Genomic DNA, 25,595 nt, shown 5'->3' with positions numbered 1-25,595 from the left:
CCGAGCTGTTTTTTTCGCGGGCAAGCCCGCTCCTACAGGTACGCTGGAGACCCTGTAGGAGCGGGCTTGCCCGCGAATAGGCTGGGGCTGGTTCAATACACATCCCGCCGATACCTCCCATCCTCGACCAACTGCTGCACAGCCTCTTCGCCAAGAATGCCCTTTAGCGCCGCATCTACGCCCGCCGCCATCCCCTGCAAGCTGCCACAGACATACACATAAGCCCCCTCGGCGATCCAGGCCTTGAGTACCTCGGCCTGCTGCAACAGCACATCCTGCACATACACTTTCTCGGCCTGATCCCGCGAGAACGCCAGGTCCAGCCGCGCCAGCTCGCCCGCGTGCAGCCAGCCTTGCAGCTCATCGGCACACAGGAAGTCGTGTTCGCGGGTGCGTTCGCCGAACAGCAGCCAGTTGCGCCGTTCACCGTCGGCGATGCGCGCTTTGAGCAGGCTGCGCAGGCCGGCAAGGCCCGTGCCGTTGCCGATCAGGATCATCGGTGCCGGTGCCTCCGGCAATTGGAAGCCACTGTTGCGGCGCAGGCGTGCGCTCAGCGTGCCATCGACCGGCACATGCGCCGTCAACCAGCCCGAGCCCAGCCCCAGCTGCCCGTCGCCATGGCGCTCTTGGCGCACGATCAGTTCCAGCACACCATCGCTGGCGATAGACGCGATGGAGTATTCCCTGGGGGTGATCGGCACCAGGGCGTCGACCAGGGCCTGGGCATGCAGGCCGACCAGGTGCGCGCGATGGCTTGGCAACTGGCGGCCTCCCAGGGCTTGGCCGAGGGTTTCGTGCAGGCCATCGACCTGCACGGGCAGGTCGGTATCCAGGCCCAGGCCTTGCAGCAGGGCGTCGACCCGTGTGGGATCGTTGCGTGGCAATACTTCCACCAGGTCGCCAGCCGCCCAGGTGCTGGGCTCGACGCTGCGCAGGGCCAGCAGGTGCACCGGCCCGCCGGCGCTACCGGGGTTGAGGACTCGACGCTGGAGCAGGCGCCAGTTGCCGAAGGCCGGTGGCTGCCAGGCGCTGACAGGTTGGGCGCCGGTCAGTTGTGCCAGGGCCTGCTGCCATTGCTGCAGGGCGACGGGGTCGGCGTTGTCCACTTCCACGGTGTCGAAGGCATTGGCGGCACCGCGCTCGCCGAGCCAGGCCTGAAGCCTGCGGGCGAAGCCGCAGAAGTGCGGGTATTGGCGGTCGCCCAGGGCCAGCACGGCGTAGTTGAGGTGACCCAGCGACCATGGCTGGCCCAGTACCTTGCGTTCGAAGCCCCGCGCGCTGTCCGGCGCTTCGCCGTCGCCAAAGGTGCTGACCACGAACAGCGCGCGCTGCGCCTGGATGAGCTGCGTCTCGCCCAGTTCGGCGAGCGGGCGAACCTGCACGGGCAAGCCGGCGGCCTGCAATTGGCTGGCGCTCTGCCAGGCCAGGCGTTCGGCCATGCCACTCTGGCTGGCGAAACCAATCAGCCAGCTGTCGTGGTGGTTCGCGGTGCTGGCGACATTGCCACGGGCGGCGCGAACCTGGCGCTTCTTGCGGCGCCGGTCGAGGTACAGCAGCCAGCCGGTGACGAAGAACAGCGGCATGGTCAGGGCGGCGAGGGTGACGATGATTCGCCCGGCCAAGCCGAAGTAGCTGCCGACGTGCAGGGCATAGACGCTCTGCAGCAACTGCGCCTTGAACGACTTGTCGGCGAAGCGCTCACGGCGTTTTACCTGGCCGCTGGCTGGGTCCAGGGTGAGGGTGTTGAGCTCGCGGTCGTGGCGGGCGTCGTCGAGCAGGTAGAACAGCGTCGCGGGCTGGCCCCCAGCCTGTGGCAGGCGCAGGTTGTAGGCGGTCATGCGCGGGCCTGCGGCTTGCTGGAAGTTCTGCCAGAGGGCGTCGTAGTCGACCACCAGCGGCGCTGCCTTGGCATCAGGCGGCGGCCCTTGGCGGCCACGGCCCTCGCCACGTTTTTGCTGCTCGCCCGCAGCAGGCGCATCGGCCAGCAATGCGTTTAGACCCTGGCGATACCAGTCGTAGGACCAGAACAGGCCGGTAAGCGCCAGCAGCAGGTAGAACAGCAGGCACCAGGTACCTGCCACGGCATGCAGGTCCCAGTTGAAAGCCCGGCCTTTCTTGGCCCAGTCGAGGGTCAGCCAGGTGCGCCAGTTCAGGGCCTTGCGCGGCCAGCGTAGGTACAGCCCGGACAAACAGAAGAAAATCAGTATCAAGGTGCAGGCACCGGTGATCTGCCGGCCCGTGTCGCCCATGGCCAGGAAGCGGTGCAGTTGCAGCACGAAGTTGAAGAAGCCGACACCCGCCACATCGCCCTTGAGTTCGCCTGTGTAGGGGTCGGCATAACGCAGCGGGCCGCGGCGCTCGCCGGGCGGCGGGGTGAAGAAGATGCGCGAGGCAGTGTCGGATTGGGTGTCGACCCAGACCATCGCCACCTTGTCGCCCTGGGCCAGTTCGGCGCGGCGCACCAGCTCGGGCAGCGGCAGTACGCCTTGCTCGCGTACCTCCACCTTCAGTACATCGGCGTTGAACAGGCGCAGCAGTTCGTCCTGGAACGAGTAGGTGGCACCGGTAATGCCCATCAGCGACAGCACGAGGCCTGCGGTGATGCCAAAGAACCAGTGCAATTGGAACAGCCACTTCTTCACCACATCGTTCACCTTGTGTTGCCGGTTGTTACTGTGCGGGCGGCATTATGCCTTGAGTGGGCAGGGCGTGGGGACGGGAGGGGAGTTCTAGGCGGGATATGAAGTTGCGCAAACCAAATTGGGGCTGCAAAGCAGCCCCGTCGTTCATTACAGGTAGTACGCCTTCAGCGGCGGGAAGCCGTTGAATTCCACCGCGCTGTAGCTGGTGGTGTAGGCGCCGGTCGACAGCCAGTACAGGCGGTCGCCGATGGCCAGGTTCAGTGGCAGGCCGTACTTGTAGTTTTCGTACATGATGTCAGCGCTGTCGCAGGTCGGGCCGGCGATGACCACTTCTTCTGGTTCGCCTTTCTTCTCGGTCCAGATCGGGAACTTGATGGCTTCGTCCATGGTTTCGATCAGGCCAGAGAACTTGCCCACGTCGGTGTAGATCCAGCGCTCGACAGCAGTGCGCGACTTGCGCGCCACCAGCACCACTTCGCTGACCAGGATGTCGGCGTTGGCGATCAGCGAACGGCCTGGCTCGAGAATGATTTCCGGCAGGTCGTCGCCGAAGTCTTCCTTGAGGAAGCGGATGATTTCCTCGGCGTAGGTTTCCAGGCTGTTGGTGCGGGTGATGTAGTTGGCCGGGAAGCCGCCACCCATGTTGATCAGCTTCAGTTCGATGCCGTCTTCTTGCTTGAGGCGCTCGAAGATCACCTTGACCTTGGCGATGGCCGCGTCCCACACGCTGATGTCGCGTTGCTGGGAACCGACGTGGAAGGAAATGCCGTAGGGCACCAGGCCCAGGTCACGGGCGAGGATCAGCAGGTCCATGGCCATGTCGGTTTGGCAGCCGAATTTGCGCGACAGCGGCCAGTCGGCGGTGGTGGAGCCTTCGGTGAGAATGCGCACGTAGACTTTCGAGCCCGGCGCTGCCTTGGCGATGTTGCGCAGGTCCGCTTCGGAGTCGGTGGCGTACAGGCGAACGCCTTTGTCGTAGAAGTAGCGGATGTCCTTGGACTTCTTGATGGTGTTGCCGTAGCTGATACGGTCGGCGCTGACGCCTTGGTTCATCACCTTGTCCAGTTCGTAGATCGAGGCGATGTCGAAGTTCGAGCCCTTGTCCTTGAGCAGGTCGATGATCTCGACCGCTGGGTTGGCCTTGACGGCGTAGTAGACCTTGGCGAATTCGAAACCGGCGCGCAGGTCGTCGTAGGCCTGGCTGATCATCTGGGTATCGATGAGTACGAACGGGGTTTCTTGCTTGTCGGCGAACGCCTTCATTTTCTGGAAGGTATCGCGCGCGAAGTAGTCTTCGACCTGGATCGACATGCTCGTGGGCTCCATGGGCAAACTGAAAAAATAAGTGGCTGCAAACTGAACGCCCTCCGTATCCCCACTTTGGTTCGCCTACTTCCCAAGGCATGTCGCCGAAAGCAAGAAGGCCGGTATTGCCGGTGGCCTTGCTGTCTCGTCGTCAGTACTTGAGCCGGATGGATCGTTTCCAGCATGGACGTTCGGCGCGCACTTTAGGACTTGAGGATTTCAATATCAACAGGCAATCGGGCAGCGCTCTTGTGATAACCGACCCTGATGACAGGCAGATGTTCCTGAAACAGCGTCAGGCGTTAAAAATTGTGGAATAGGCAGGGATCAGGCAGGGATTCGCAGATACCTTCGCAGCCGACAAGGTTCGCCGAGAATCGCCGCGAAAGGGCTTTTGTAACTTGCAAGCGACCGTTCATCGACCTCTGCAAATCCTGTAGGGATATTGTCCAGGTGTTCACATTTATGGCCACGCCAGGCCTGCCGAATGGCATGCCTGAATACCGATAAAATTTTTGTTACCGAGCGCCTTGTCGCCCTTTGTCGGCACTTCATCTGGCAGATTGCCGATGAAGATGAGACACATTATTATTCATACCCTTTCCTGCCTCCCGACGACCCCGACCGTGTCCGGACACAAAGGCTTCCTCGACCACTACCATGAGCTGATCGGCACCTGGACGCGCAAGTTGCGCAGTCGTCAGCAGGCCGAGGACCTCACCCACGATGCCTTCGTCCGGGTTCTGGAAAACCCGCGCGAGCAGGTCGAGCAGCCGCGTGCCTATCTGCACCAGACGGCCCGCAACATCGCCGTGGATGGCTACCGCCGCGAAGACCGCCGCCAGGCCCTGGAGCAGACGCTATTCGATGACGGCGCCAGCAGCAGTGGCGACCCGGAGGCCTACGTGCACGCATTGGAGTTGGCCGACACCGTGGAGCGGGCGCTGGCCGAGTTGCCGGTCAATTGCCGGCGGGTGTTCATCTGGCAGAAGCTCGAGGGCCTGAGCCAGGCTGAAATCGCCGAGCGCATGGGTTTGACCAAGAACATGGTCGAAAAGTATATGATTCGCACGCTCCGACACCTGCGTGAGCACCTGGATGTGACCACCAGATGAGTCAGGAGACCCTTTCGATGACACAGCACGTACGCGAACAGGCAGCCGAATGGTTCGCCCGCGTGCAGGACGCCCCCGGCGACCTCGGTTTGCAAGCCAAGCTGCGCCAGTGGCTCGATGCCGATCCGCAGCACCGGCGCGAATACGAAGTGCTGGGCCAGCTGTGGTGCGCCGCCGAGCTGGTGCCGCGCCAGCGCCTCGAAGCGCTGTGCCAGGCGCAGCCCGTGCACCAGCTACCGCGCCGTCGCCTGCTGCGCCAGGCCCTGGCGGCGGGCGTGGCGGTGGCTGCCCTGGGGCTGGGCTGGAGTGGCTGGCAGTACCAGCGGCTGAACCATCATGAACAATTCAGCACGGTGCTGGGCGAACGCCGCCAGGTAGAACTGCCCGACGGTTCGCACCTGGAACTCAACAGCGGCACGCGGCTGACCGTCGCCTTCAGCGCGGGCCAGCGGCAGGTGAAGCTGGAGGCCGGCGAGGCGATGTTCAGCGTCGCCCATGACAGCGACCGGCCGTTCGTGGTCGGCACCGCCCAGGGCCGGGTCACCGTCACCGGCACGCGTTTCGACGTGCGCCAGGATGCCCTGCAAACCCGCGTGGCAGTGGAGCAGGGCTCGGTGCGGGTCGAGGGTGCAGAGGGCTCACGGGCGCAACTGGGCGCCGGGCAAGGCTCGCGAATCGATGCCCAGGGCCGGGTGGCGCAACCCTATGCGGTGAATGCCGCCGCCTTCACCGCCTGGCGCCAGGGCAAGCTGGTGTTCGACAACGCAACCTTGGCCGAAGTGGTCGCCGAAGCCTCGCGTTATCGCGCCCAACCCTTGCGTGTTGCCCCAGGCAAAGTGGCCAACCTGCGCCTTTCCAGCACCTTCAGCACCGACGACACGGACGCTCTACTGCGCGCCCTGCCGAGCATCCTGCCGGTAGCCATCAAGGCCCATCCGGACGGCTCCAGCGAAATAATCGCGAAATAGATTCAGGTTTTTTTCCGCTCGTTCGTCTTCCCCGCCAGCTGCAACTGTCAAGCATTCCCATTTGCGTGTGGTTGGCATTTATCCAGACTTCCAGGATCGAACGAAGACGTGAACAACAACAAGCCCCTGCTTCACTTGCGCCGCCTGGCCTTGGCCCTGGCGGTGAGCGCTGCCGCCGCCAACAGCTACGCCGAACAGGCACCCGCGAGCATCCAGATCCAGGCCCAGCCGCTGGCCCAGGCCCTGGCCCAGTTGGGCCAGCAGACCAACCTGCAGCTGTTCTTCAGCCCGGAACTGGTGGCTGGCAAGCAGGCACCGGCGGTGTCCGGCACCCTGGCGCCCGAGCAGGCGCTGCAGCAGTTGCTGCAAGGCAGTGGGCTGACCTACGAGATTTCCCAGGACACCGCAGTGGTCAAGCCAATACAGGCCGCCGGTACCCTGACCACCGGCAGCCTGGAGCTGGCGCCCACCGATGTGAAGGTGCTCGGCGACTGGCTGGGCGATGCCGACCAGGCCGTGGTGCACAACCATGCCGGTGCCCGTACCGTGGTGCGCCGCCAGGAAATGGTGGAGCAGGGCACGATGAACGTGCGTGATGCGCTGCGTGGTATTCCCGGTGTGCAGGTGCAGGACTCCAACGGCACCGGCGGCAGCGACCTGTCGCTGAACGTCGGCGTACGCGGCCTGACCTCGCGCCTGTCGCCGCGCTCGACCGTGCTGATCGACGGCGTACCCGCGGCCTTCGCGCCCTATGGCCAGCCGCAGCTGTCGATGGCGCCGATCTCCTCGGGCAACCTCGACAGCATCGACGTGGTACGCGGCGCCGGTTCCGTGCGCTATGGCCCGCAGAACGTCGGCGGGGTGATCAACTTCGTGACCCGGGCGATTCCGGAAAAAGCCACCGCAGAGCTGTCCACCACACTGGAAACTTCCAAGTACGGCGGCTGGAAGCACACCGAGTCGGCGTTCGTCGGCGGCACGGCCGACAACGGCATCGGCGTCGCGCTGCTGTACTCGGGGGTGAACGGCAATGGCTACCGGCGCAGCAACAACGACAACGACATCGACGACGTGCTGCTCAAGACCCACTGGGCACCCACCGACAGCGACGAGTTCTGGCTGAACTTCCACTACTACGATGGCCGCGCCGACATGCCCGGTGGCCTGACCCAGGCCCAGTACGACCAGGACCCGTACCAGTCGGTACGCGACTACGACTACTTCAGTGGCCGGCGCAAGGACTTCTCGTTCAAGTGGCAGCGCCAGATCGACGACGCCACCCAGTTCGAGGTACTGACCTACTACACCGACAGCTTCCGCGGCAGCGCCATTGCCGCGCGCGACCAGCGCACCCTGTCGGCGTTCCCGCGCAACTACTACACCTTCGCCATCGAGCCACGGGTGTCGCGGATCTTCTTCACCGGCCCCGCCACCCAGGAAGTCAGCGTCGGCTATCGCTACCTGAAGGAAGCGATGCGTGAACAGGCTTCGCGCCTGGCCCTGGTGAACAACGTGCCGACCGTCACCCCGACCTCCGACGGCCACGTGTTCCAGGACCGCACCGGCGGCACCGAGGCCAGCGCCTACTACATCGATGACAAGATCGATATCGGCAACTGGACCATCACCCCGGGCATCCGCTTCGAGCACATCAACACCGACTGGCGCGACCGCCCGGTGCTGGACACCAGTAACCGTCCGGTGCCGGAGAAGAACCGCAGCATCACCAGCAACGAGCCGCTGCCGGCGCTGAGCGTGATGTACCACATGTCCGATGCGTGGAAGCTGTTCGCCAACTACGAGACCTCGTTCGGCAGCCTGCAATATTTCCAGCTCGGCCAGGGCGGCGTCGGCGACAGCACTGCCAACGGCCTGGAGCCGGAGAAGGCCAAGACCTACGAGATCGGTACGCGCTATGACAACGGCAGTTTCGCCGGTGAGCTGACGGCGTTCTACATCGACTTCGACGATGAGTTGCAATACATCAGCAACGATGTGGGCTGGACCAACCTGGGCGCCACCAAGCACCAAGGTATCGAAGCCTCGATGCGCTACGACCTGGCAGGCCTGGATGCACGCTTGCAGGGCCTGTCGACCAACGCCGGCTTCACCTACACCCGCGCGACCTACGAGGGCGAGATTCCGGGCTTCAAAGGCCGCGACCTGCCGTTCTATTCGCGCCAGGTGCTCACCGCCGGGCTGCGCTACGAGATCAATCGCTGGACCTGGAACCTGGATGCCTTCGCCCAATCGAAGCAGCGCGCGCCGGGTACCGGGGTGAATGCCGATGGCAGCTTCAACAACAACTACATCACTGCACCGAGTGCCGATGGCCAGTTCGGCGACATTCCGGGCTACGTGACCTGGCATGCCCGCGGCGGCTACGACTTCGGGCCGCAGGTGTCGAACCTGAAGCTGGCGGCGGGGGTGAAGAACATCTTCGACAAGCAGTACTACACCCGCTCCAGCGACAACAATGCCGGGATCTACGTGGGTGAGCCACGCACCTTCTATGTGCAGGCTAGTGTAGGGTTCTGATGCCCAAAGGGTTGGGGCCGCTTTTGCGGCCCCTTCGCTTCTGCCCCGCGATCAGCCTTTACGCCAGGCGGGTGCCTAGCAACGGCGTCCATTCCCTGGCCCCGCTATTGATATTGACCCGCCGTTCGACCCGTACCTGCTTGCCCTCGAAGGCCAGCTGCAACACGTCGCGGAACGCCGAGCGGGGGTAGATCCACTCCATCTCCAGCTGCCCCGCCGTTACCCAACGCGCCCCCGCCACCACCGGCGCATCGCGCAGCGAATAGCCGTGGTGCAGTTGCGTCCCCGGCATCGAGCAGGTGCCACTACGCCAGTGATCCAGGCCCACCTCGATGCAATGGCTGCCCGCCCCATCGACCAGCTCCAGCACCAGGTGATCCGCCTGCGGCTTCAGGTTCAGGCGTTCGAGCCCATAAGGGTTGGGCGCCAATGCATAGCTTGCGAAGGCCGACAGCGGCGCCGCCGGCTGCGCGCTGGAGTGCAGTGGGCGTGGTGCGGCGAACCGCTCGATGGCCTGGAGCAACTGTTGGTCGGCCTGCACGCCGGCGCGCTCGCCCCGCAGTGCTGCGCCCAGGTGATGGTCGATGAACGGCGTCACCTGGGTCGATTTCTCCATTGCCCCGAATACCGCCAGGGTGGCGTGCTCGCCTGGAATCACTGCGGCCATTTGCGCGAACACGCCCACGGCGCTGTAGCCATTGCCCGGGCGATCGGTCCACCAGTGGTAGCCGTAGCGGCTGCCTTCACCGCCTTGCGGGCGAGTCGCGGCGTCCACCCAGGCTGTCGACAGCAGTTGGCGACCCTGCCAGTTGCCACTCTCGCGGTGCAGCATGGCGAGTTTCAGCACATCCAGGGGCCGGGCCGTCAGGCCGTTGCCGCCGGGGTTGATGCCGTCGGGGCTGATGTCCCAGCTTTCCCCGGCGAAGCCCAGGGGCTGGAGCAGGCGTGGGGCGAGGTATTGATGCAGGGTCTGGCCGGTCACCTGGGTAAGCACCGCCGACAGCATGTAGCTGGCCGCACTGGTGTAGACGAACGTAGTCCCCGGCTCGCTGGCCAGTGGAATGCGGAAGAACTCCTCCACCCAGCTACCGTCGATACCCCGCCACACCGACCCCGAGGTGTTGCCGCCGTGGCCGGTGCGCATGGTCAGCAGTTGCTCGACGGTGATGCCTGCGCTGCGTGGGTCGCTGGCCTGCGCGGCGGCGTCGGGGAAAAAGCGCGACAGTGGGTCGTCCAGGCGCAGCATGCCGTCGTCGATGGCCAGGCCAATCGCACAGGCGGTAAAGCTCTTGGTGATCGAGTGGGTCACCCGTGGTGTCCGGGCGTTGTACGGCCAGCGCCAGGCATCCACGGCGAGCTGGCCATCACGCTCGATCATCACCCCGTGCACCTCCAGGCCTGCGTGCTGCACCGCCTCCAGGAAATCGGCGACGGCATGGCCATCGATGCCCAGGGTAGAGGGCGCGGCGGTGGGGAGGTCGAAGCTGTGTGACGCAGGCATGGGCATTCCTCGTGGGGTGGGGGCGGGGTCAGTCGGCAGAGCGGGGGTGGACCAGGCGGCTGTACGACACCAGCATGCCGATGAACACCTGCGCCACGCTGGTCAGGGTGGCGTTCTTGCGCGTGATCAGGGCGACGTCGCGGTGGCTCAGGTGTTCCTCGATGGGGATCTGGGTCAACGACGAAGAGAACAACTTCAGCGATGGGATGATCTGCGGTTCGATGGTCAAGTAGTCGGTCTCGGCGACGATATGCAAGGTTTCGAGCAGCGATTCGGTGGTGATACCGATTTTCGGCGCACCTAGCCCGTGCGAGCGGAACAGCTCGATCAGGCGGCTTTCGGCGCCGCCGACCAGGCCGTCGCGGCGCACGCTGATCCACTTGCACTGGGTCAGCTCGCGTACCGAGCGGGCGTTGCGCAGTGGGTGCTCGCGGCGCGCCAGCACCCCAGCACGCGAGGCATGCAGGCGCTGGATCGACAGGTCGATCTCCGAGACGTGCGCGGGCAGGGCGCACAGGGCGAAGTCCAGGCGGCCTTCGCGCAGTTTCTCGATGAGCATTTTCGACGAGCCGCTGGTGACTTCCAGGCGCGTTTGTGGATGCTGTGCGGTGAAACTCTCGAACACCGGCACCAGCAGCTCGGCCAGCGGCTCGGAGGTCACGCCCAGGGCCACGTGGCCCTGGGGTTCGCTCAGGGCACGCACGTCGGCCATGGCGCGGTCGCAGTCGTGCAGGATGGCGCGGGCATGGGCGATGAAGCGCTGACCGCTTTCGCTCAGCTTGATGCCCTGGTTGGTGCGGTGCAGCAGCGGTGCACCCAGCTCGCGCTCCAGCGCCTGTACCGATTGGGTCAAGGTGCTCTGGGCGATGTCCAGCTGGCGGGCCGCGGCCCGGAAACTGCCCATGTCGACCACGGAGCAGAAGGCGCGCAGGTGGGTCAAGGTCATCGGTGGGGCTCCACGAAAGGGTGCGTTGGGTGGCTGCCATGGTAGAGAGCGATCAGCAAAGCTGTCAGCACGCTTTCGTCGATCCCGATTGCCTTTATGGATCACCTGATCGCCTGGCGCTTTCCTCGTCTCGCCTTGATATAGGGCCTTTTTCGGCACCTGCCACGTGCGCGTCAGGGGCAAGCGAGGAATCTCACGATTGCATTAAGCACTCATGATCGGAAATTGCGTGCTTACGCGACGGCGCCGCCTGAGACACGATGGCCTGGCACGGCAACCGGAGCCCAACGGCGCGCATCGCCTTGGGCCTCGGTCATAAAAACAACAACGAGTTCCCGAATCGGGCATCACGACTTTTCGTAGCACCTGCCCCCGTTTGTATGAACTCGAGCTGGAGGGGAAACCTTGAGGAAGACACTGATTCTGACGGCAGGCCTGATGGCCGCCATCTGCGCCAATGCGCAGGCCCAGGGCACGCTGAACGTGGCGATGAACGCCGACATTCGCAGCACCCAGCCTGGGGTCAACCGCGACACCAACTCCGACGCCGTGGTACTGCACCTGTTCGAAGGCCTGGTGGCTTTCCGCGAGGACGCGACCGTCGGCCCACTGCTGGCCCGTGAGGTGACCACCTCCGAGGACGGCTTGACCTACACCTTCAGGTTGCGCGACGGCGTCACCTTCCACAACGGCAAGCCACTCACCTCCAAGGAAGTGTTGTGGACCTGGAAGCGCTACCTGAACCCGGCCACCCAGTGGCGCTGCACCGCTTCGTTCGACGGCAGCGGTGGGGCCAAGGTGGTCGACCTGCAAGCCCCCGACGAGCACACCGTGGTGTTCACCCTCGACAAACCCAACGCGCTGTTCCTGGCCAGCATGGCCCTGCCCGAGTGCGGCGGCAGCGGCATCATCCACCCGGACTCGGTGATTGGCGAGCAGTGGGTGGCGCCTATTGGCACCGGCCCGTTCAAGCTCAAGGAGTGGAAGCCCGGCCAGTACCTGGACCTGGACCGCTTCGACGCCTACACGCCGCGTGACGAGAAGGACGCCGATGGCTACACCGGCAACAAGTCCACCACCCTGGACCGCGTGCACCTGGCCATCATCCCCGACCCGGCCGCCGCCAAGGCTGCGCTACTGTCACGCAACGTCGACATGCTCAACGACGTCAGCGCCCTGGAAGCCAAGGAGCTGGAAACCCTGCAAGGCGTGCGTGTGTCGGCGAGCACCACCATGTCCACCAGCGCCGTACTGTTCCAGACCCAGGACCCACTGTTCGCCGACGTGCGCATGCGCCAGGCCCTGTTCCACGCGCTGGACACCTCGACCCTGGTCACCGCGCTGACCGAGGGCCGCTCCAAGCCCAACCCGTCGATGGTCGCCTTGGGCAGCCGCTACCACACCGCCGCCCATGCACAAGGCCTGGCCTACTCGCCCGAGGAAAGTCGTCGCCTGCTCAAGGAAGCCGGCTACAAAGGCCAGCCGATCCAGCTGATCACCAACAAGCGCTACCCGAACATGTTCGACATCGCCGTGTACGTGCAAGCGATGGCCCAGCAGGCCGGCCTGAACATCCAGCTGCAAACCATGGAGTGGGGTACCCAGCTCGAGCGTTACCAGAGCGGCAACTACCAGTTGATGGTCACGACCTACTCCGAGCGCCTGGACCCGGCCCTGAACTACGACGCCGTGACCGGCGACAAAGCCAAGGAGCCGCGCAAGGTGTGGGGCGATGCCAAGGCCCGCGAACTGATCGCCGAGGCCCGCCGTGAAGGCGACCCGGCCAAGCGCCAGGCGCTGTTCGACGCGCTGCACAAGGACATGCTGCGCGACCTGCCGCTGATCCCGCTGTACAACGGCAACGCGATCACCGTTACCCGCGACTACGTCCAGGGCCAGCGTCCATGGCCGGTGTCCAAGCCGCGGTTGTGGATGATCAGCCTCGATAACCAGGGGAAGCGCTGACATGTTCCGGTACATCCTTCAGCGGCTGGGCATGGCGATACCGACCCTGCTGCTGATCGCGGTGGCGGTGTTCACCATCATTCGCCTGATCCCAGGCGACCCTGCGCTGCTGATGCTTGGCGACCTGGCCGACGAACAAAGCCTGGCGGCGACCCGCCAGGCCCTGGGCCTGGACCAGCCAGTGGCAATGCAGTTCCTGATCTGGTTCAAGGCCGTGCTCAGCGGCGACCTGGGGCACTCCATCGCCACCCGCGAAGCGGTGCTGCCGATGATGCTCGAGCGTTTCCAGGTCAGTGCCAGCATCGTCCTGCTGGCGGTGTTCCTGGCCAGCCTTGTCGCCGTGCCGGCAGGCATGCTCGCGGCGTGGAAGCAGAACGGTGCGCTCGACCTGTCGGTGGTGGCGGTCGCCACCCTGCTGTTGTCGATCCCGTCGTTCTGGCTGGGCCTGCTGCTGCTCTACGGCTTCGGCATCAAGCTGGGCTGGCTGCCGATCGTCGGCTACGTGACCTTCGACCAGGATGCCTGGCAGGCCATGCGCTACATGGTCTTGCCGGTGGCCACCCTGACCCTGGTGGAAATCGGCGCCATTACCCGCATGGCCCGGGCCAACGCCATCGAAGTGCTGCGCCTGGAGTACATCACTCATGCGCGGGCCAAGGGCCTGTCGGAAAGCACGGTGCTGTGGAAGCACGCCCTGCGCAACGCCTTCGCCCCGACCATGACGCTGATTGGCTTGATTCTCGGCAACCTGCTGGGCGGTATCGCGGTGCTGGAAACCGTGTTCACCCTGCCGGGTATCGGCCGGCTGATGGTCGATGCGATCTTTGGCCGTGACTACCCGGTGCTACAAGGCTGCCTGCTGCTGGTCACCTTCATCTTCGTGCTGGTCAACCTGCTGGTGGACCTGCTGTACCCACTGTTCGACCCCAGGGTGAAGCTATGAGCAAGCCTCAGACTCCAACCCTGTCCACCACGGACATGGCCGCCGAGCCGGCACCACGCCGCCGAGCGCTGCCGATGAATGCCCTGGTGGGCTTGACCCTGCTTGGCCTGCTGGCCCTGGTGGCGCTGCTGGGCCTGATCTGGACCCCGCACGACCCGGTGCGCCTGGACTTGCTGGCGCGTCTGCAACCGCCATCGGCCGCCCACTGGCTGGGTACCGACGAATACGGACGCGACGTGCTCAGCCGGCTGATGGTCGGCGCTCACACCAGCCTCTGGGTCAGCCTGCTGACCGTGGTGGTCGCGGTCAGCTGCGGCACCTTGCTTGGCCTGCTGGCCGGCTACCTGCGTGGCAACGTCGACCGCGTGCTGATGATGATCAACGACACCCTGCTGGCCTTCCCCGGCATCCTCATGGCGCTGGCGTTGATGGCGATCATCGGCCCGAGCGAGTACGGCATCATCCTGGCCCTGAGCATCGCCTACACGCCCTCGGTGGTGCGGGTGGTGCGCAGTAGCGTGCTGTCGCTGCGCGAGCGTGAGTTCGTCGAGGCTTCGCGGGTCATCGGCAACTCCGAGCTGTACACCATGCTGCGCCACGTCGCCCCCAACTGCGTGGCCCCGGTGTGCGTGATCGCCACCAGCATGTTTGGCTGGACCATCCTTGCCGAAAGCTCGCTGAGCTTCCTCGGCCTGGGCGTGCCGCCACCCGCCGCGACCTGGGGCAACATGCTTGCCGCCAGCCGTCCGTTCATTGCCTCCGCGAGCTGGCTGGGCCTGTTCCCAGGGCTGTGCATCGCCCTCTCGCTGTTGGCCTTCAACCTTGCCGGCGACGCCCTGCGCGACCGCCTCGACCCGCGCATGAGGAGCCTGCGATGAGTCACAACCAACCTTTGCTGGCCGTCGAGGGCTTGAAGATTCGCGTCGGCGTCGATGGCCCGGTGGTGGTCGATGACCTGTCGTTCGACATCGCCCCGGGGCAGATCGTCGCCCTGGTGGGCGAGTCGGGCAGCGGCAAGACCATGGCGGCACGCGCGGCCATCGGCCTGCTGCCGATGCCCATGCAGGTCTGCGCAGGCGCCATTCGCTTCCAGGGCCAGGACCTCAATACCCTGGCGCCCCAGGCCCTGCGCGAAATCCGTGGCGCGAAGATCGGCATGGTGTTCCAGGAGCCGATGGTCTCGCTGAACCCGGCGTTGCGCATCGGCGAGCAGATGGCCGAAGGCATGCGCCTGCACACCGACTTCGATGAGGCGAGCATTCGCGCCAAGTGTGTGCAGATGCTCAACGATATCGGTATCCGCGATGCCGAACGTTGCCTGTCGGCCTACCCGCACGAGTTCTCTGGTGGCATGCGCCAGCGCATCATGCTCGCCTCGGTGATGCTGCTGCGCCCGGCGCTGTTGATCGCCGACGAGCCGACCACCGCGCTCGACTGCCTGGCCCAGCTGGATGTGCTCAAGCTGATGCTGGAGCTGACTCGCAAGCAGGGCACCGCAGTGCTGTTCATCAGCCACGACCTGTCGCTGGTGGCGCGCTATGCCCACAAGGTGGTGGTGATGCGCAATGGCAGGGAAGTCGAACAGGGGCCGATCGACCAGGTGTTGCTCAACCCCCGCGCCGACTACACCCGCCAGTTGCTCGAGGCGCTGCCCAGCCGTGGCGAGCTGCCAGCGCTGCCGGCCGCCAACGCGCCGCTGCTGCGCATCGACGGCGTACAAATTGCCTACCCCGGCCCACGCACGCTGTGGCGCAAGGGCGAGGCGCGGCGCGTGGTGCACGGTGCCAACCTGCACATCGCCCCGGGCGAGACCCTGGCGCTGGTGGGGGGCAGCGGTTCGGGCAAGACCACCCTGGGGCGCGCTATCGTCGGGCTGGTCAAGCCCAGCGCCGGGCAGATCAGCTTCCAGGGCCATGACATCGTCAAGGCCAGCAACCGCACGCACCGCTTGCAGTGCCAGATGATCTTCCAGGACCCGTTCTCTTCGCTGAACCCGCGCATGACCATCGGCCAGATCCTCGCCGAGCCGCTGCGCCATGTGACGGGCATGAGCCCTGCGCAGCGCCGCGAGCGGGTGCTGGCGACCCTGGCCGATATCAACCTGCCCGAGCGTCTGATCGACCGTTTGCCCCATGAGTTGTCCGGCGGCCAGCGCCAGCGTGTGGCGATTGGCCGCGCGCTGGTGCGCCGGCCCAGCCTGGTGGTGGCCGACGAGCCGATCTCGGCGCTGGACATGACCGTGCAGAAACAGATCCTCGAGTTGTTCGAGCGTCTGCAAAAGCAGTATGGCTTCGCCTGTTTGTTCATCTCCCACGACCTGGCGGCGGTGGAACGCATCGCCCACCGGGTGGCGGTGATGTGCCAGGGCGATGTCGTCGAAATCGGGCCGCGCGACGAGATCTTCGATCGCCCACAGCATGCCTACACCCGGCAATTGCTGGCAGCGTCGTGCCCGTTGGAGAAGCTTGAGGGCGGCGGCTTCCGGCTGCGCCAGGTGCCCGCCACCGGCTGATCCATAACACCTTGGTTTCACCTTCTTCACCAGGCGCCGACCCCCGGGTCGGGCGCCCAGGGGAGAGTCATGCCTGCAAAACGACCAACAACCAGAAAAAGTAAAGGTGGGGAGCATCGACATGAACCGCAATTTCCAGACGATCCTGATCGGCGCCAGCGTCGCCACGGCCTTGCCGGGCGCCGCGCAGGCCGACTTCTTCAAGGATTCCAGCGCCAACCTGGATACCAAGAACTACTACTTCAACCGTGACTACCGTGAGCAAGCCAGCCAGTCCAAGCGCGAGGAGTGGGCCCAGGGCTTCACCTTCAATTTCGTCTCGGGCTACACCCCTGGCGTGGTCGGTTTCGGCCTCGACGCCACCGGCATGCTGGGCATCAAGCTCGACTCCAGCCCCGACCGCTCCGGCACTGGCCTGCTGCTGCGTGGCAGCGATGGCCGGGCCAAGGACGAGTACTCCAAGCTAGGCCTGACCGGCAAGGTGCGTTTCGCCAAGAGCGAGCTGCGCGTCGGCGAGCAGGTGCCGAAGCTGCCGGTGCTGCAACCCAATACCAGCCGGCTGTTCCCGCAGGCCTTCTCGGGCACCACGATCACGTCGAAGGACATCAGCAACCTGACCTTGAGCCTCGGCCAGTTCGACCGCATGCGCGACCGCGACTCGACCGACTACGAAACCATGGCCCTGACTGGGCAGAACGGTGCCTACCGGGCCGCGACCAGTAACAAGTTCCGCTTTGTCGGCGGCGACTACAACGCACGCCCGGACCTGACCCTGAGCTACTACCACGCCGAGCTGTCGAGCATTTATCAGCAGCACTTCGTCGGCCTCAAGCACGGCATCAAGGTCGGCCCCGGCACCCTGCGCAGCGAACTGCGCTACTTCGCCGCCGATGAAGACGGCGCGGGCCTGGCCGGCAAGGTCGATAACCGCGCGCTGAGCACCCGCTTCAGCTATGAGTGGAACGGTCACAACCTCGGCGTTGGCTACCAGAAGCAATACGGCGACACCCCGTTCACCTACGTGGATGGCTCCAATACCTACCTGTTCACCGAGTACCAGCTGGTGAACTTCTCGCAAACCAACGAACGCGCATGGCACGCCCGCTACGAGTACGACTTCGCCGCGCTGGGGCTGCCGGGCCTGGCCTTCGGCATGCGCTACGCCAAGGGCGACGGCATCGAGACCACCCGCCTGGTGGGCGAGCACGGCCGCGAGTGGGAACGCGACCTGGACCTGAGCTACGTGATCCAGTCCGGCCCGATCAAGGGCCTGTCCCTGCGCTGGCGCAACGCGAACCTCAACTCCAGCTACGCCAATGACATGAACGAAAACCGCTTCATCGTGGGCTACACCTGGACGCTCTGGTAGCCGACAGCGAGCCCCACGAGAGGTGGACTGCCTACTGCCTCCTGAACGACGCCGCCCTCGGCCATGGAACCTTGTATGAAACGACTCACACATTCACTGCTCACTGCCACGCCGGGGACTCGGCGCGATGTTGTCAGCGAGCACTACGGCCCTGCGCAGTACACCAGGAAGGTGTACATCCAGGCGTGCCTGCATGCCGACGAAACCCCGGCGATGCTGGTGGCGAGCGAACTGCGCCAGCGTCTGCTGGCGCTGGAGGCGGCAGGCCGCTTGGCGGCGCAGGTGGTATTGGTGCCGGTGGCCAACCCGGCGGGCCTGGCGCAGTTCGTCATGGGCGCACCGAGCGGGCGCTTCGAGCTGGGCAGCGGGCGCAACTACAACCGTGATTTTCCCTTCCCGTTGGAGGCGATCGTGCAGCGTGTGGAGGGGCAGCTGACGGACGACCCTGCGCATAACCTGAAGGTGGTGCGCGTGGCCTGGCAACAGAGCCTGGAGGCGATCACCCCGCGTGACGAGATGGCCTCGCTGCAACGCCAGTTGATGCTGCTGGCCTGCGACGCCGAGCTGGTGCTTGACCTGCATTGCTCGCGCGAGGCGGTGATGCACCTGTACACCTCCGAGTGGAGCTGGGCGCAGGTCGAGCCGCTGGCGCGCTACATCGGCTCGCAAGCCACGCTGTTGTCGGTGGACTCCCAGGCGCTGTCGTTCGATGAGGCCTTGAGCCTGATCTGGTGGCGCCTGCGTGAACGCCTGCAAGGGCAGTACCCGATCCCGCTGGGCAATGCCTGCGTCACCGTCGAGCACCGTGGGCAGCGTGACGTGGACGCCGACTTGGCTTGCCAGGACGCTGACGCGATCATCGCTGCACTGGTGCACGCCGGCTTCATCAGCGGCGAGCCCGAGGCCTTGCCCGAGCTGCTGTGGCCTGCTACCCCGCTGGCCGGCAGCGAGCAGTTCATCGCCCCGATGGGCGGCGTGCTGGTGCACCGTGTCGCGCTGGGCGCGCAGGTCAGCCCAGGCCAGGCGATGTTCGACCTGGTCGACCCGCTCAGCGGCGAGGTGACCACGGTGCACAGTGCCACCGCCGGGGTGCTGTACATGCGTCGGGACGTGCGTTTCGTGCGTCCCGGCGACCCGCTCGGTCGTGTCACCGGCCATGTGCCGGTGCGCACCGGCAAACTGCTTAGCGCTTGATCCGGGAGTCATCATGAACATTGAAAGCATCATCGGTCGCGAACAGGCGTTCGGGGCCAACAACTACACGCCGCTGCCTGTGGCCATCGCCCGCGGGCGTGGTGCCTGGGTAGAGGACTGCGACGGCAAGCGCTACCTGGACATGATGTCCGCCTACTCGGCGGTCAGCCACGGCCACGCCCACCCGCGCATCGTCGCGGCGGCCATCGAGCAATTGCAGAAAGTCAGCGTGGTGTCGCGGGCGTTCCACTGCGAGACCCTCGGCGACTTCCTCGAAGCGTTGTGCGAGGTCTCTGGCTTCGACGCCGCATTGCCGATGAACAGCGGCGCCGAGGCGGTGGAGACGGCGATCAAGGCGGCGCGCCGCTGGGGCTACCGGGTCAAGGGCATCGCCCGTGACCGCGCGCGCATCGTCACCGCCACCGACAACTTCCACGGCCGTACCAGCACCATCGTCGGCTTCTCCACCGAGCCGCAATACAAGGACGGCTTCGGGCCGTTCTGCGACGGTTTCGACACCGCCACCTTCGGGGATATCGACAGCTTCCGCGCGGCCATCGGGCCTGAAACCTGCGCCGTGCTGATCGAGCCGATCCAGGGCGAGGCCGGTATTCGCGTGCCGCCACAGGGCTTCCTGCGCCAGTTGCGCGAACTGTGCGACAGCACCCAGACCTTGCTGATTCTCGACGAGATCCAGTCGGGGTTGGGTCGCACTGGCAAGACCTTCGCCTTCGAGCATGAGGGGATTCGCCCGGACGGGCTGATCGTCGGCAAGGCGCTGGGTGGCGGCATCCTGCCGGTGTCGGCGTTCATCGCCAGCCGTGCGCTGATGGACATGTTCGACCCGGGCAGCCATGGCTCGACCTTCGGCGGCAACCCCTTGGCGGCGGCGGTGGGGCTGGCGGCATTGCGCGTGCTGGAGGACGAACAGCTGGCGCAGAACAGCGCCGAGCTTGGCGCCTATCTGCAACAGCGCCTGCGTGAGATGGCGGTGCCGTTCGTCCGTGATATCCGCGGCCGTGGGCTGTGGGTCGGGGTCGAGCTGGACCGCCCGGCGCGGCCATATTGCGAGGCACTGATGGCGCTGGGCGTGCTGGCCAAGGAAACCCACGAGACCGTGCTGCGCATCGCGCCGCCGTTGTGCATCAGCCGTGAGGAGCTGGACTGGGGCCTGGCGCGTATCGGGCAGGTCCTGGCCGGCTGAGGCTGGCGCTGCTACAGGTACCCGAGGGTACCTGAGCGCGGCCTTGCCAGACGGGTCGGAAAAGGGGCGCAACGCGCGCCCCGACGATTACGAGCCCAGCGCCTCGGCGGGTGAAACAATGCTGGTTTTAGCCCCGCGCGAACGCCCCGAACTCAGGTACGCGGCAATCGACTCCTGGGTCACTTCGCCCAGGAACACCTGCTCGGCATCCAGCACCGGCAACCACGCGCGGTTGAACTCGTACATGCGCGACAACAGGATGCGCAGGTGCTCGTCATGGGACGCGGTGGCGTTGAACGGGCGCAGGAAGTCCGCACAGCTGCCTTGCTGGCGGTGCATGTCGCGACGACGTACATAACCCAGCGCCTTGTTCGCCGCATCGGTCACCACCACATAGCGGCGGTCGTGTTCGTCCAGCAGCTCCAGCGCATCGTGCACCGAGGTTTCGGGGCTGACCGACGGTGCGTTGTCTGCCGCATCCTCGGCACGCACCAGCAGCAGGCGCTTGAGGGTGCTGTCCTGGCCGACGAAGTTGCTCACGAAGTCATCCACCGGGTGCGCCAGCAGGGTGTCGGGGTGGTCCAGCTGCAACAGCTTGCCGGCGCGGAAGATGGCGATCTTGTCGCCCAGCTTGATCGCCTCGTCGATGTCGTGGCTGACCATGATCACGGTCTTGTTCAGCGCCCGCTGCATCTCGAAGAACTCGTGCTGGATCAGCTCGCGGTTGATCGGGTCGACCGCGCCGAAGGGTTCGTCCATCAGCAGTACCGGGGCCTCGGCGGCCAGCGCGCGGATCACCCCGATACGCTGCTGCTGGCCACCGGACAGCTCGCGTGGGTAGCGCTGCAAATACTGCTTGGGTTCGAGCTTGATCATGTTCATCAGCTCGCGGGCGCGGTCATGGCACTTCTGTTTGTCCCAGCCGAGCAGGCGCGGCACCACGGTGATGTTTTCCTCGATGGTCATGTTGGGGAACAGGCCGATCTGCTGGATCACGTAGCCGATATGGCGGCGCAGGGTCACCTCGTCCAGCCCGGTGGTGTCCTCGCCATTGATGAACACCTGGCCGGAGGTGGGGGTGATGAGGCGGTTGATCATCTTCAACGTGGTGCTCTTGCCGCAGCCCGAGGGGCCGAGGAACACGCAGATTTCGCCTTCGTTGACGGTCAGGCTGACCGAGTCGACGGCTTTGACGTCCTTGCCATTGGCGTTGAAGGTCTTGCTGAGGTTTTTCAATTCGATCATGAGCGCAGTCCTTCTGGAGTCAGGGCACGTTGCAGGGTTTGCAGGAGCAGGTCGGCGACGATCGCCAGCAGGCTGACCAGTACGGCGCCGACCAGCAGCATCGACATGTCGCTGCGGCTGATGGAGGTGAGAATGAGCACGCCCAGGCCGCCGGCGCCGATGGTCGCGGCGATGGTCATGACGCCGATGTTCATCACCACCGCTGTGCGCACACCGGCGAGAATCACCGGCACCGCGATGGGCAGCTCGACCATGCGCAGGCGCTGGCCGAAGGTCATGCCGATGCCGCGTGCGGCTTCACGGATACCGGGCTCGACGTTGGTCAGGGCCAGGTAGGTGTTACGCAGGATCGGCAGCAGTGAATAAAGGAACACGGCGGTGATCGCCGGCAGCGGCCCCAGGCCTTGGCCGAACTTGGAGTAGAACGGCAGCAGCAGGCCGAACAGGGCGATCGACGGGATGGTCAGCAGCACCGTGGCGCTGGCTTGCAGGGGGCCGGCCAGGGATGGGAAGCGGGTCATCAGGATACCCAGCGGCACGCCAATGACGATCGCCAGGCCCACGGCGATGCCGACCAGGGCAATGTGCTGACCGGTCAGTTGCAGGACCTGGGCCCAATCAAGGTGAGCGAAAGTGTCGAGCAGGCTCATGGCTGTACCTCGCTGAGCGGGTGTTCACGCAGGAAGGCGGCGGCCACTACGCTGGGGCTCTGGTGTTCGACGTCGACCTTGGCGTTGAGCTGGCGCATGGTCTCGTCGTCGAGTTGCTCGGCCAGCGGCTTGAGCAGCGCTGCCAGGTTTGGGTTGGCGTCGAGGATGGCTTTGCGCACAACGGGGGCTGCGGTGTAGTCGGGGAAGTACTGCTTGTCGTCTTCCAGCAGCTTGAGGTCGAAGGCGTTCAGGCGCCCGTCGGTGGTGTAGACCAGCCCGGCGAACACCTGGTTGTTGCGCAGCGCGGTGTACACCAGGCCTGCGTCCATCTGGCGAATGTTGGCGCGGCCGACTTGCAGGTCGTACAGCTCTTTCAGGCCATCGAGGCCATCGGGGCGGTTGGCGAACTCGGTATCCAGCGCCACCAGGTGGGTGCGTTGTTTTTCGTCGCGCAGTACCTGGTTGAGCTGGCTGATGTTGCCGATCTGCGGGTAGGCCTCGGCGACCTCGCGTGGCAGGGCCAGGGCGTAGGTGTTGCTGAACTTCGATGGGGTCAGCCAGACCAGGTCTTTCTTCGCGTCCAGCTCCTTGACCTTGGCGTAGGTGGCCTCGGCACTGGGCATGCGCTCTTCGATGTGGTTGTAGGACACCAGCGATACCCCGGTGTATTCCCACATCAGGTCGAGCTGGCCGGTTTCCTGGGCCTGGCGCGCCAGGCTGCTGCCCAGGCCGCCGGTGACCCGCACCTGGTAGCCGTTGGCGCGCAGATGCTGGGCGGTGATTTCGGCGAGCACGGTCTGTTCGGTGAACACCCGCGCGCCGATGCGGATCAGCGGTTTTTCCGCGGCCTGGGCAATACCTGCGCAAAGCAGGGCCGCGCCCAGGAGCAAGGCGATAGTCTTCTTCATAGGTTCCCTCTGCTTATTGGGCCAGGCCGCGTTCCAACCAGCGCTTGCTGGAGAAGCTCACCAGCGCGTCGAGCGCCAGCGCCAGCAACGCGGTACAGGCCGCGCCCAGCAGCAGCTGCGGCTGGTTGTTCAGGGCGATGCCGGGGAAGATCAGGCTGCCCAGGCTGTTGGCGCCAATCAGGAAGGCCAGCGGCGCGGTGCCCACGTTCAAGGCCAAGGCCACGCGCACACCGCCGGTGATGATCGGCACGGCGTTGGGCAATTCCACCTGCCACAGTTGCTGGCGCGGGGTCATGCCGATGCCGGTGGCGGCTTCCTTGAGCGAGGAGGGGACGTTTTTCAGGCCCTCGTAGGTGTTGCGCACGATGGGCAGCAGCGAGGCGAGGAACAGCGCGAAGATCGCAGGCCCAGCGCCGATACCCAGCACGCTCAGGGCAATGGCCAGGACGGCCAGGGGAGGAATGGTGTTGCCTACGTTGAAGAACTGCATGAAGCGTTCGGCTTTGTCGACCCGGTGCGGTCGACTCAAGGCAATGCCAGCCGGGATGCCCACGGCCAACGCCGCCGCCATCGAAGCCAGCACCAGTACCAGGTGCGCTTGCAGGTAGAACCCAAGATCGTCGCGGTAGCGCGCGATCGTGTCGAGGCCGATCCAGTGGATCAGCAGGGCCAGGATGACGAGCACGGCGGCCCATCCCATCAGCCCCTTTCCGTAGCGTTTAGCCACAGGTGGACTCCTTGTGTGTTGTCGGCGAGCACACTTCTTTGAAGCCGGCCAATGCTGGCGGCGGGTGGTGTGTTCGCGAGTAGTAGCGAGAGGCAACCGAGGGTTGCGATCAAGCCATGAGCCGAACCCCGTCAGGTCCGAAATGCGGGTGAAACCAGCCCTGTACCGAAACGGGTAGCAGGGGAGTGGACGTCTCCGTTGATCTAAAGGTTCCCATCTGAAGCGGCATTTGGCCAGTGTTAATCACTGGGCGCTAGGAAATTTCGCACGAAAAAGAATCGAGATTCTGTCGTGCGGGCAGTGAATTGCCTGATATTGGTCGGTTTGTACTGATTGACAAAATCGCCTCCCAATCCCGCTTGGTATTTCCTTGAGGGTATATTCTTTTGGGGGTATATTTTGTCCTGGCCGGTAAGATTCTGCAGCGAGTTCTTTTTGGAGTTCGACAGTTTAGATAGACAGGTGAAGAAGGAGCTCGCCGGTCACATGAGGTTATTGGAGTTTCAAGGGCCGATGCTTGGAAGACCGAGGGTGGGTGCGTTGAAAGGGTCTCGCCACAGCAATATGAAAGAACTGAGATTCTCCGCAGGGGGCGGGGTTTGGCGCGTTGCTTTCGCTTTTGACCCTGCACGTGAAGCGGTAATCCTAGTGGCAGGTAGCAAGGCGGGGCTCAGCGAAGCGTTGTTTTACAGGCGTCTGATTACCCAGGCCGATAACCGCTTTGACAGGTATTTACAAGAAGGAGACGACTGATGTCCAAGACACTTGATGAGGTCATGGCAAGCCTGCCGGCAGATTTGCGAGCGGCGGCGGAGGCGCGCGGCCGTGAGCTGATCCGCGAGGAATTGACGCTACAAGCATTGCGCAAGCAGCTTGAGATCACCCAGGAAAGCATGGCCGAGCGGCTTGAGATTCGACAGGGCAATATCTCCAAGGCCGAGAGCCGAGGAGACATGTTGATCTCGACCTTGCGCAATTACCTTGAAGCCATGGGCGGAAAGCTGGAGCTGGTTGCGCATCTGCCCGGTCGTGCACCCATTACCATCGAAGGGCTTGCCGAGGGCCGCTCCTCTCGCGAGTAGGCAGAAGGGGCACTCAATCTGTCGGCGCTTATTTGGGTCTGGTGTCCGATTCAGGTATGATACTGCCCCTTTTTGAATCCCCCAGTCAGGCGATTTCCCATGACCCAGCAGGCCGCCGAAGTCGCGAAGCGCCGCACTTTCGCAATTATTTCCCACCCCGACGCCGGTAAGACCACCATCACCGAGAAGCTGCTGCTGATGGGCAAGGCGATTGCCGTCGCCGGTACCGTGAAGTCGCGCAAGTCCGATCGCCACGCCACCTCCGACTGGATGGAAATGGAGAAGCAGCGCGGTATCTCCATCACCACCTCGGTGATGCAGTTCCCCTACCGCGAGCACATGGTCAACCTGCTCGACACCCCCGGCCACGAAGACTTCTCCGAAGACACCTACCGTACCCTGACCGCGGTGGACTCGGCGTTGATGGTGCTGGACGGCGGTAAAGGCGTAGAGCCGCGGACCATCGCCCTGATGGACGTGTGCCGCCTGCGCGACACGCCCATCGTCAGCTTCATCAACAAGCTCGACCGCGATATCCGCGACCCGATCGAGTTGCTCGACGAGATCGAGGCAGTGCTGAAGATCAAGGCCGCGCCCATCACCTGGCCGATCGGTTGCTATCGCGATTTCAAGGGCGTGTACCACCTGGCTGGCGACTACATCATCGTCTACACCCCAGGCCATGGTCATGAGCGTACCGAGGCGAAGATCATCGAGAAGCTCGACTCCGACGAAGCCCGTGCGCACCTGGGTGACGAATACGATCGCTTCCTCGAGCAGC

General features: G+C 64.7%; 22 protein-coding genes. 14 read left to right on the top strand and 8 right to left on the bottom strand.

Annotation, left to right across the window (positions count from 1 at the left end; translation table 11 throughout):
• Window positions 1–92: 92 nt before the first annotated feature.
• Window positions 93–2,645 (bottom strand): PepSY domain-containing protein, encoded by a 2,553-nt coding sequence (locus tag ACQKPE_RS18005; protein WP_427667936.1) that lies wholly within the window; start codon window positions 2,643–2,645, stop codon window positions 93–95.
• 144 nt (window positions 2,646–2,789) lie between these two features.
• On the bottom strand, window positions 2,790–3,953 hold the full coding sequence (locus ACQKPE_RS18000; RefSeq protein ID WP_427667934.1) for a type III PLP-dependent enzyme: 1,164 nt from the start codon (window positions 3,951–3,953) through the stop codon (window positions 2,790–2,792).
• Between the two features lie 119 nt (window positions 3,954–4,072).
• On the opposite strand from ACQKPE_RS18000, the gene ACQKPE_RS17995 reads away from it, so the two are divergent.
• The 4 genes from ACQKPE_RS17995 (at window position 4,073) to ACQKPE_RS17980 (ending at window position 8,568) form a co-directional block, all read left to right on the top strand.
• Window positions 4,073–4,267, top strand: a complete 195-nt coding sequence (locus ACQKPE_RS17995; RefSeq protein ID WP_427667932.1) for a hypothetical protein — start codon at window positions 4,073–4,075, stop codon at window positions 4,265–4,267.
• A 255-nt stretch (window positions 4,268–4,522) separates the two neighbouring features.
• Window positions 4,523–5,062: an RNA polymerase sigma factor gene (locus ACQKPE_RS17990; RefSeq protein ID WP_427667930.1), complete on the top strand. Its 540-nt coding sequence runs from the start codon at window positions 4,523–4,525 to the stop codon at window positions 5,060–5,062.
• 17 nt (window positions 5,063–5,079) lie between these two features.
• Complete coding sequence (locus ACQKPE_RS17985) at window positions 5,080–6,030, top strand: FecR family protein (RefSeq protein ID WP_427667928.1); 951 nt, start codon at window positions 5,080–5,082, stop codon at window positions 6,028–6,030.
• A 108-nt stretch (window positions 6,031–6,138) separates the two neighbouring features.
• Window positions 6,139–8,568, top strand: a complete 2,430-nt coding sequence (locus ACQKPE_RS17980; RefSeq protein WP_427667926.1) for a TonB-dependent siderophore receptor — start codon at window positions 6,139–6,141, stop codon at window positions 8,566–8,568.
• A gap of 58 nt (window positions 8,569–8,626) precedes the next feature.
• On the opposite strand, the gene ACQKPE_RS17975 is transcribed toward ACQKPE_RS17980, so the two are convergent.
• Both ACQKPE_RS17975 and ACQKPE_RS17970 read right to left on the bottom strand, forming a co-directional pair.
• Window positions 8,627–10,069: a serine hydrolase domain-containing protein gene (locus tag ACQKPE_RS17975; protein ID WP_427667924.1), complete on the bottom strand. Its 1,443-nt coding sequence runs from the start codon at window positions 10,067–10,069 to the stop codon at window positions 8,627–8,629.
• Between the two features lie 28 nt (window positions 10,070–10,097).
• A complete protein-coding gene (locus tag ACQKPE_RS17970; RefSeq protein WP_427667922.1) occupies window positions 10,098–11,015 on the bottom strand; it encodes a LysR family transcriptional regulator in 918 nt (305 codons plus the stop codon).
• 405 nt (window positions 11,016–11,420) lie between these two features.
• On the opposite strand from ACQKPE_RS17970, the gene ACQKPE_RS17965 reads away from it, so the two are divergent.
• From ACQKPE_RS17965 to rocD, 7 genes are all read left to right on the top strand, one after another.
• Window positions 11,421–12,980: an ABC transporter substrate-binding protein gene (locus ACQKPE_RS17965; RefSeq protein WP_427667920.1), complete on the top strand. Its 1,560-nt coding sequence runs from the start codon at window positions 11,421–11,423 to the stop codon at window positions 12,978–12,980.
• 1 nt (window position 12,981) lies between these two features.
• Window positions 12,982–13,923, top strand: a complete 942-nt coding sequence (locus ACQKPE_RS17960) for an ABC transporter permease (protein ID WP_427667918.1) — start codon at window positions 12,982–12,984, stop codon at window positions 13,921–13,923.
• Window positions 13,924–13,958: 35 nt separating this feature from the next.
• Entirely contained in the window at window positions 13,959–14,801 is an 843-nt protein-coding gene (locus ACQKPE_RS17955) for an ABC transporter permease (RefSeq protein ID WP_427667952.1), read from the top strand.
• On the top strand, window positions 14,798–16,435 hold the full coding sequence (locus tag ACQKPE_RS17950) for a dipeptide ABC transporter ATP-binding protein (protein WP_427667916.1): 1,638 nt from the start codon (window positions 14,798–14,800) through the stop codon (window positions 16,433–16,435). Before ACQKPE_RS17955 ends, ACQKPE_RS17950 begins: the two co-directional genes overlap by 4 nt.
• 121 nt (window positions 16,436–16,556) lie before the next feature.
• Window positions 16,557–17,804: an OprD family porin gene (locus tag ACQKPE_RS17945; protein ID WP_427667914.1), complete on the top strand. Its 1,248-nt coding sequence runs from the start codon at window positions 16,557–16,559 to the stop codon at window positions 17,802–17,804.
• 75 nt (window positions 17,805–17,879) lie between these two features.
• A complete protein-coding gene (locus ACQKPE_RS17940; protein WP_427667912.1) occupies window positions 17,880–18,998 on the top strand; it encodes a succinylglutamate desuccinylase/aspartoacylase family protein in 1,119 nt (372 codons plus the stop codon).
• 13 nt (window positions 18,999–19,011) lie between these two features.
• The gene (rocD, locus tag ACQKPE_RS17935; RefSeq protein WP_427667910.1) at window positions 19,012–20,202 is read left to right on the top strand and encodes an ornithine--oxo-acid transaminase; all 1,191 of its coding nucleotides are present in this window, start codon (window positions 19,012–19,014) and stop codon (window positions 20,200–20,202) included.
• Window positions 20,203–20,289: 87 nt separating this feature from the next.
• Here the strand turns inward: rocD and ACQKPE_RS17930 are convergent, their stop codons facing one another.
• The 4 genes from ACQKPE_RS17930 to ACQKPE_RS17915 are packed head-to-tail and all read right to left on the bottom strand — an operon-like array spanning window position 20,290 to window position 23,732.
• On the bottom strand, window positions 20,290–21,447 hold the full coding sequence (locus ACQKPE_RS17930) for a betaine/proline/choline family ABC transporter ATP-binding protein (protein WP_427667908.1): 1,158 nt from the start codon (window positions 21,445–21,447) through the stop codon (window positions 20,290–20,292).
• A complete protein-coding gene (locus ACQKPE_RS17925; RefSeq protein ID WP_427667906.1) occupies window positions 21,444–22,097 on the bottom strand; it encodes an ABC transporter permease in 654 nt (217 codons plus the stop codon). The genes ACQKPE_RS17930 and ACQKPE_RS17925 overlap by 4 nt, the downstream gene beginning before the upstream one ends.
• A complete protein-coding gene (locus ACQKPE_RS17920; RefSeq protein ID WP_427667904.1) occupies window positions 22,094–23,005 on the bottom strand; it encodes a glycine betaine ABC transporter substrate-binding protein in 912 nt (303 codons plus the stop codon). Before ACQKPE_RS17920 ends, ACQKPE_RS17925 begins: the two co-directional genes overlap by 4 nt.
• A 13-nt stretch (window positions 23,006–23,018) precedes the next feature.
• The gene (locus ACQKPE_RS17915) at window positions 23,019–23,732 is read right to left on the bottom strand and encodes an ABC transporter permease (RefSeq protein ID WP_427667902.1); all 714 of its coding nucleotides are present in this window, start codon (window positions 23,730–23,732) and stop codon (window positions 23,019–23,021) included.
• A gap of 486 nt (window positions 23,733–24,218) precedes the next feature.
• Here ACQKPE_RS17915 and ACQKPE_RS17910 point away from each other — a divergent pair, with 486 nt between their 5' ends.
• The 3 genes from ACQKPE_RS17910 to ACQKPE_RS17900 form a co-directional block, all read left to right on the top strand.
• Entirely contained in the window at window positions 24,219–24,485 is a 267-nt protein-coding gene (locus ACQKPE_RS17910) for a type II toxin-antitoxin system RelE/ParE family toxin (RefSeq protein ID WP_427667950.1), read from the top strand.
• Window positions 24,485–24,814 carry a helix-turn-helix domain-containing protein gene (locus tag ACQKPE_RS17905; RefSeq protein WP_427667900.1) on the top strand — a complete coding sequence of 110 codons (330 nt, stop codon included), beginning with the start codon at window positions 24,485–24,487 and terminating at the stop codon, window positions 24,812–24,814. Before ACQKPE_RS17910 ends, ACQKPE_RS17905 begins: the two co-directional genes overlap by 1 nt.
• Before the next feature lie 99 nt (window positions 24,815–24,913).
• The coding region (locus tag ACQKPE_RS17900; protein ID WP_427667898.1) for a GTP-binding protein at window positions 24,914–25,595 on the top strand (682 nt) is incomplete at its 3' end.

Source organism: Pseudomonas sp. NPDC089554, from assembly GCF_050280645.1.
Classification (GTDB): Bacteria; Pseudomonadota; Gammaproteobacteria; order Pseudomonadales; family Pseudomonadaceae; genus Aquipseudomonas.
The sequence above is the reverse complement of the archived record's forward strand: the minus strand, read 5'-3'. Positions and strand labels throughout refer to the sequence as shown.

Coding starts and splice junctions, on each gene's coding strand:
- ACQKPE_RS18000 (WP_427667934.1), bottom strand. CDS start 3,953: ATGTCGATCCAGGTCGAAGACTACTTCGCGCGCGATACCTTCCAGAAA.
- ACQKPE_RS17990 (WP_427667930.1), top strand. CDS start 4,523: ATGAGACACATTATTATTCATACCCTTTCCTGCCTCCCGACGACCCCG.
- ACQKPE_RS17985 (WP_427667928.1), top strand. CDS start 5,080: ATGACACAGCACGTACGCGAACAGGCAGCCGAATGGTTCGCCCGCGTG.
- ACQKPE_RS17975 (WP_427667924.1), bottom strand. CDS start 10,069: ATGCCTGCGTCACACAGCTTCGACCTCCCCACCGCCGCGCCCTCTACC.
- ACQKPE_RS17970 (WP_427667922.1), bottom strand. CDS start 11,015: ATGACCTTGACCCACCTGCGCGCCTTCTGCTCCGTGGTCGACATGGGC.
- ACQKPE_RS17960 (WP_427667918.1), top strand. CDS start 12,982: ATGTTCCGGTACATCCTTCAGCGGCTGGGCATGGCGATACCGACCCTG.
- ACQKPE_RS17955 (WP_427667952.1), top strand. CDS start 13,959: ATGGCCGCCGAGCCGGCACCACGCCGCCGAGCGCTGCCGATGAATGCC.
- ACQKPE_RS17950 (WP_427667916.1), top strand. CDS start 14,798: ATGAGTCACAACCAACCTTTGCTGGCCGTCGAGGGCTTGAAGATTCGC.
- ACQKPE_RS17945 (WP_427667914.1), top strand. CDS start 16,557: ATGAACCGCAATTTCCAGACGATCCTGATCGGCGCCAGCGTCGCCACG.
- ACQKPE_RS17940 (WP_427667912.1), top strand. CDS start 17,880: ATGAAACGACTCACACATTCACTGCTCACTGCCACGCCGGGGACTCGG.
- rocD (WP_427667910.1), top strand. CDS start 19,012: ATGAACATTGAAAGCATCATCGGTCGCGAACAGGCGTTCGGGGCCAAC.
- ACQKPE_RS17930 (WP_427667908.1), bottom strand. CDS start 21,447: ATGATCGAATTGAAAAACCTCAGCAAGACCTTCAACGCCAATGGCAAG.
- ACQKPE_RS17925 (WP_427667906.1), bottom strand. CDS start 22,097: ATGAGCCTGCTCGACACTTTCGCTCACCTTGATTGGGCCCAGGTCCTG.
- ACQKPE_RS17920 (WP_427667904.1), bottom strand. CDS start 23,005: ATGAAGAAGACTATCGCCTTGCTCCTGGGCGCGGCCCTGCTTTGCGCA.
- ACQKPE_RS17910 (WP_427667950.1), top strand. CDS start 24,219: ATGAGGTTATTGGAGTTTCAAGGGCCGATGCTTGGAAGACCGAGGGTG.
- ACQKPE_RS17905 (WP_427667900.1), top strand. CDS start 24,485: ATGTCCAAGACACTTGATGAGGTCATGGCAAGCCTGCCGGCAGATTTG.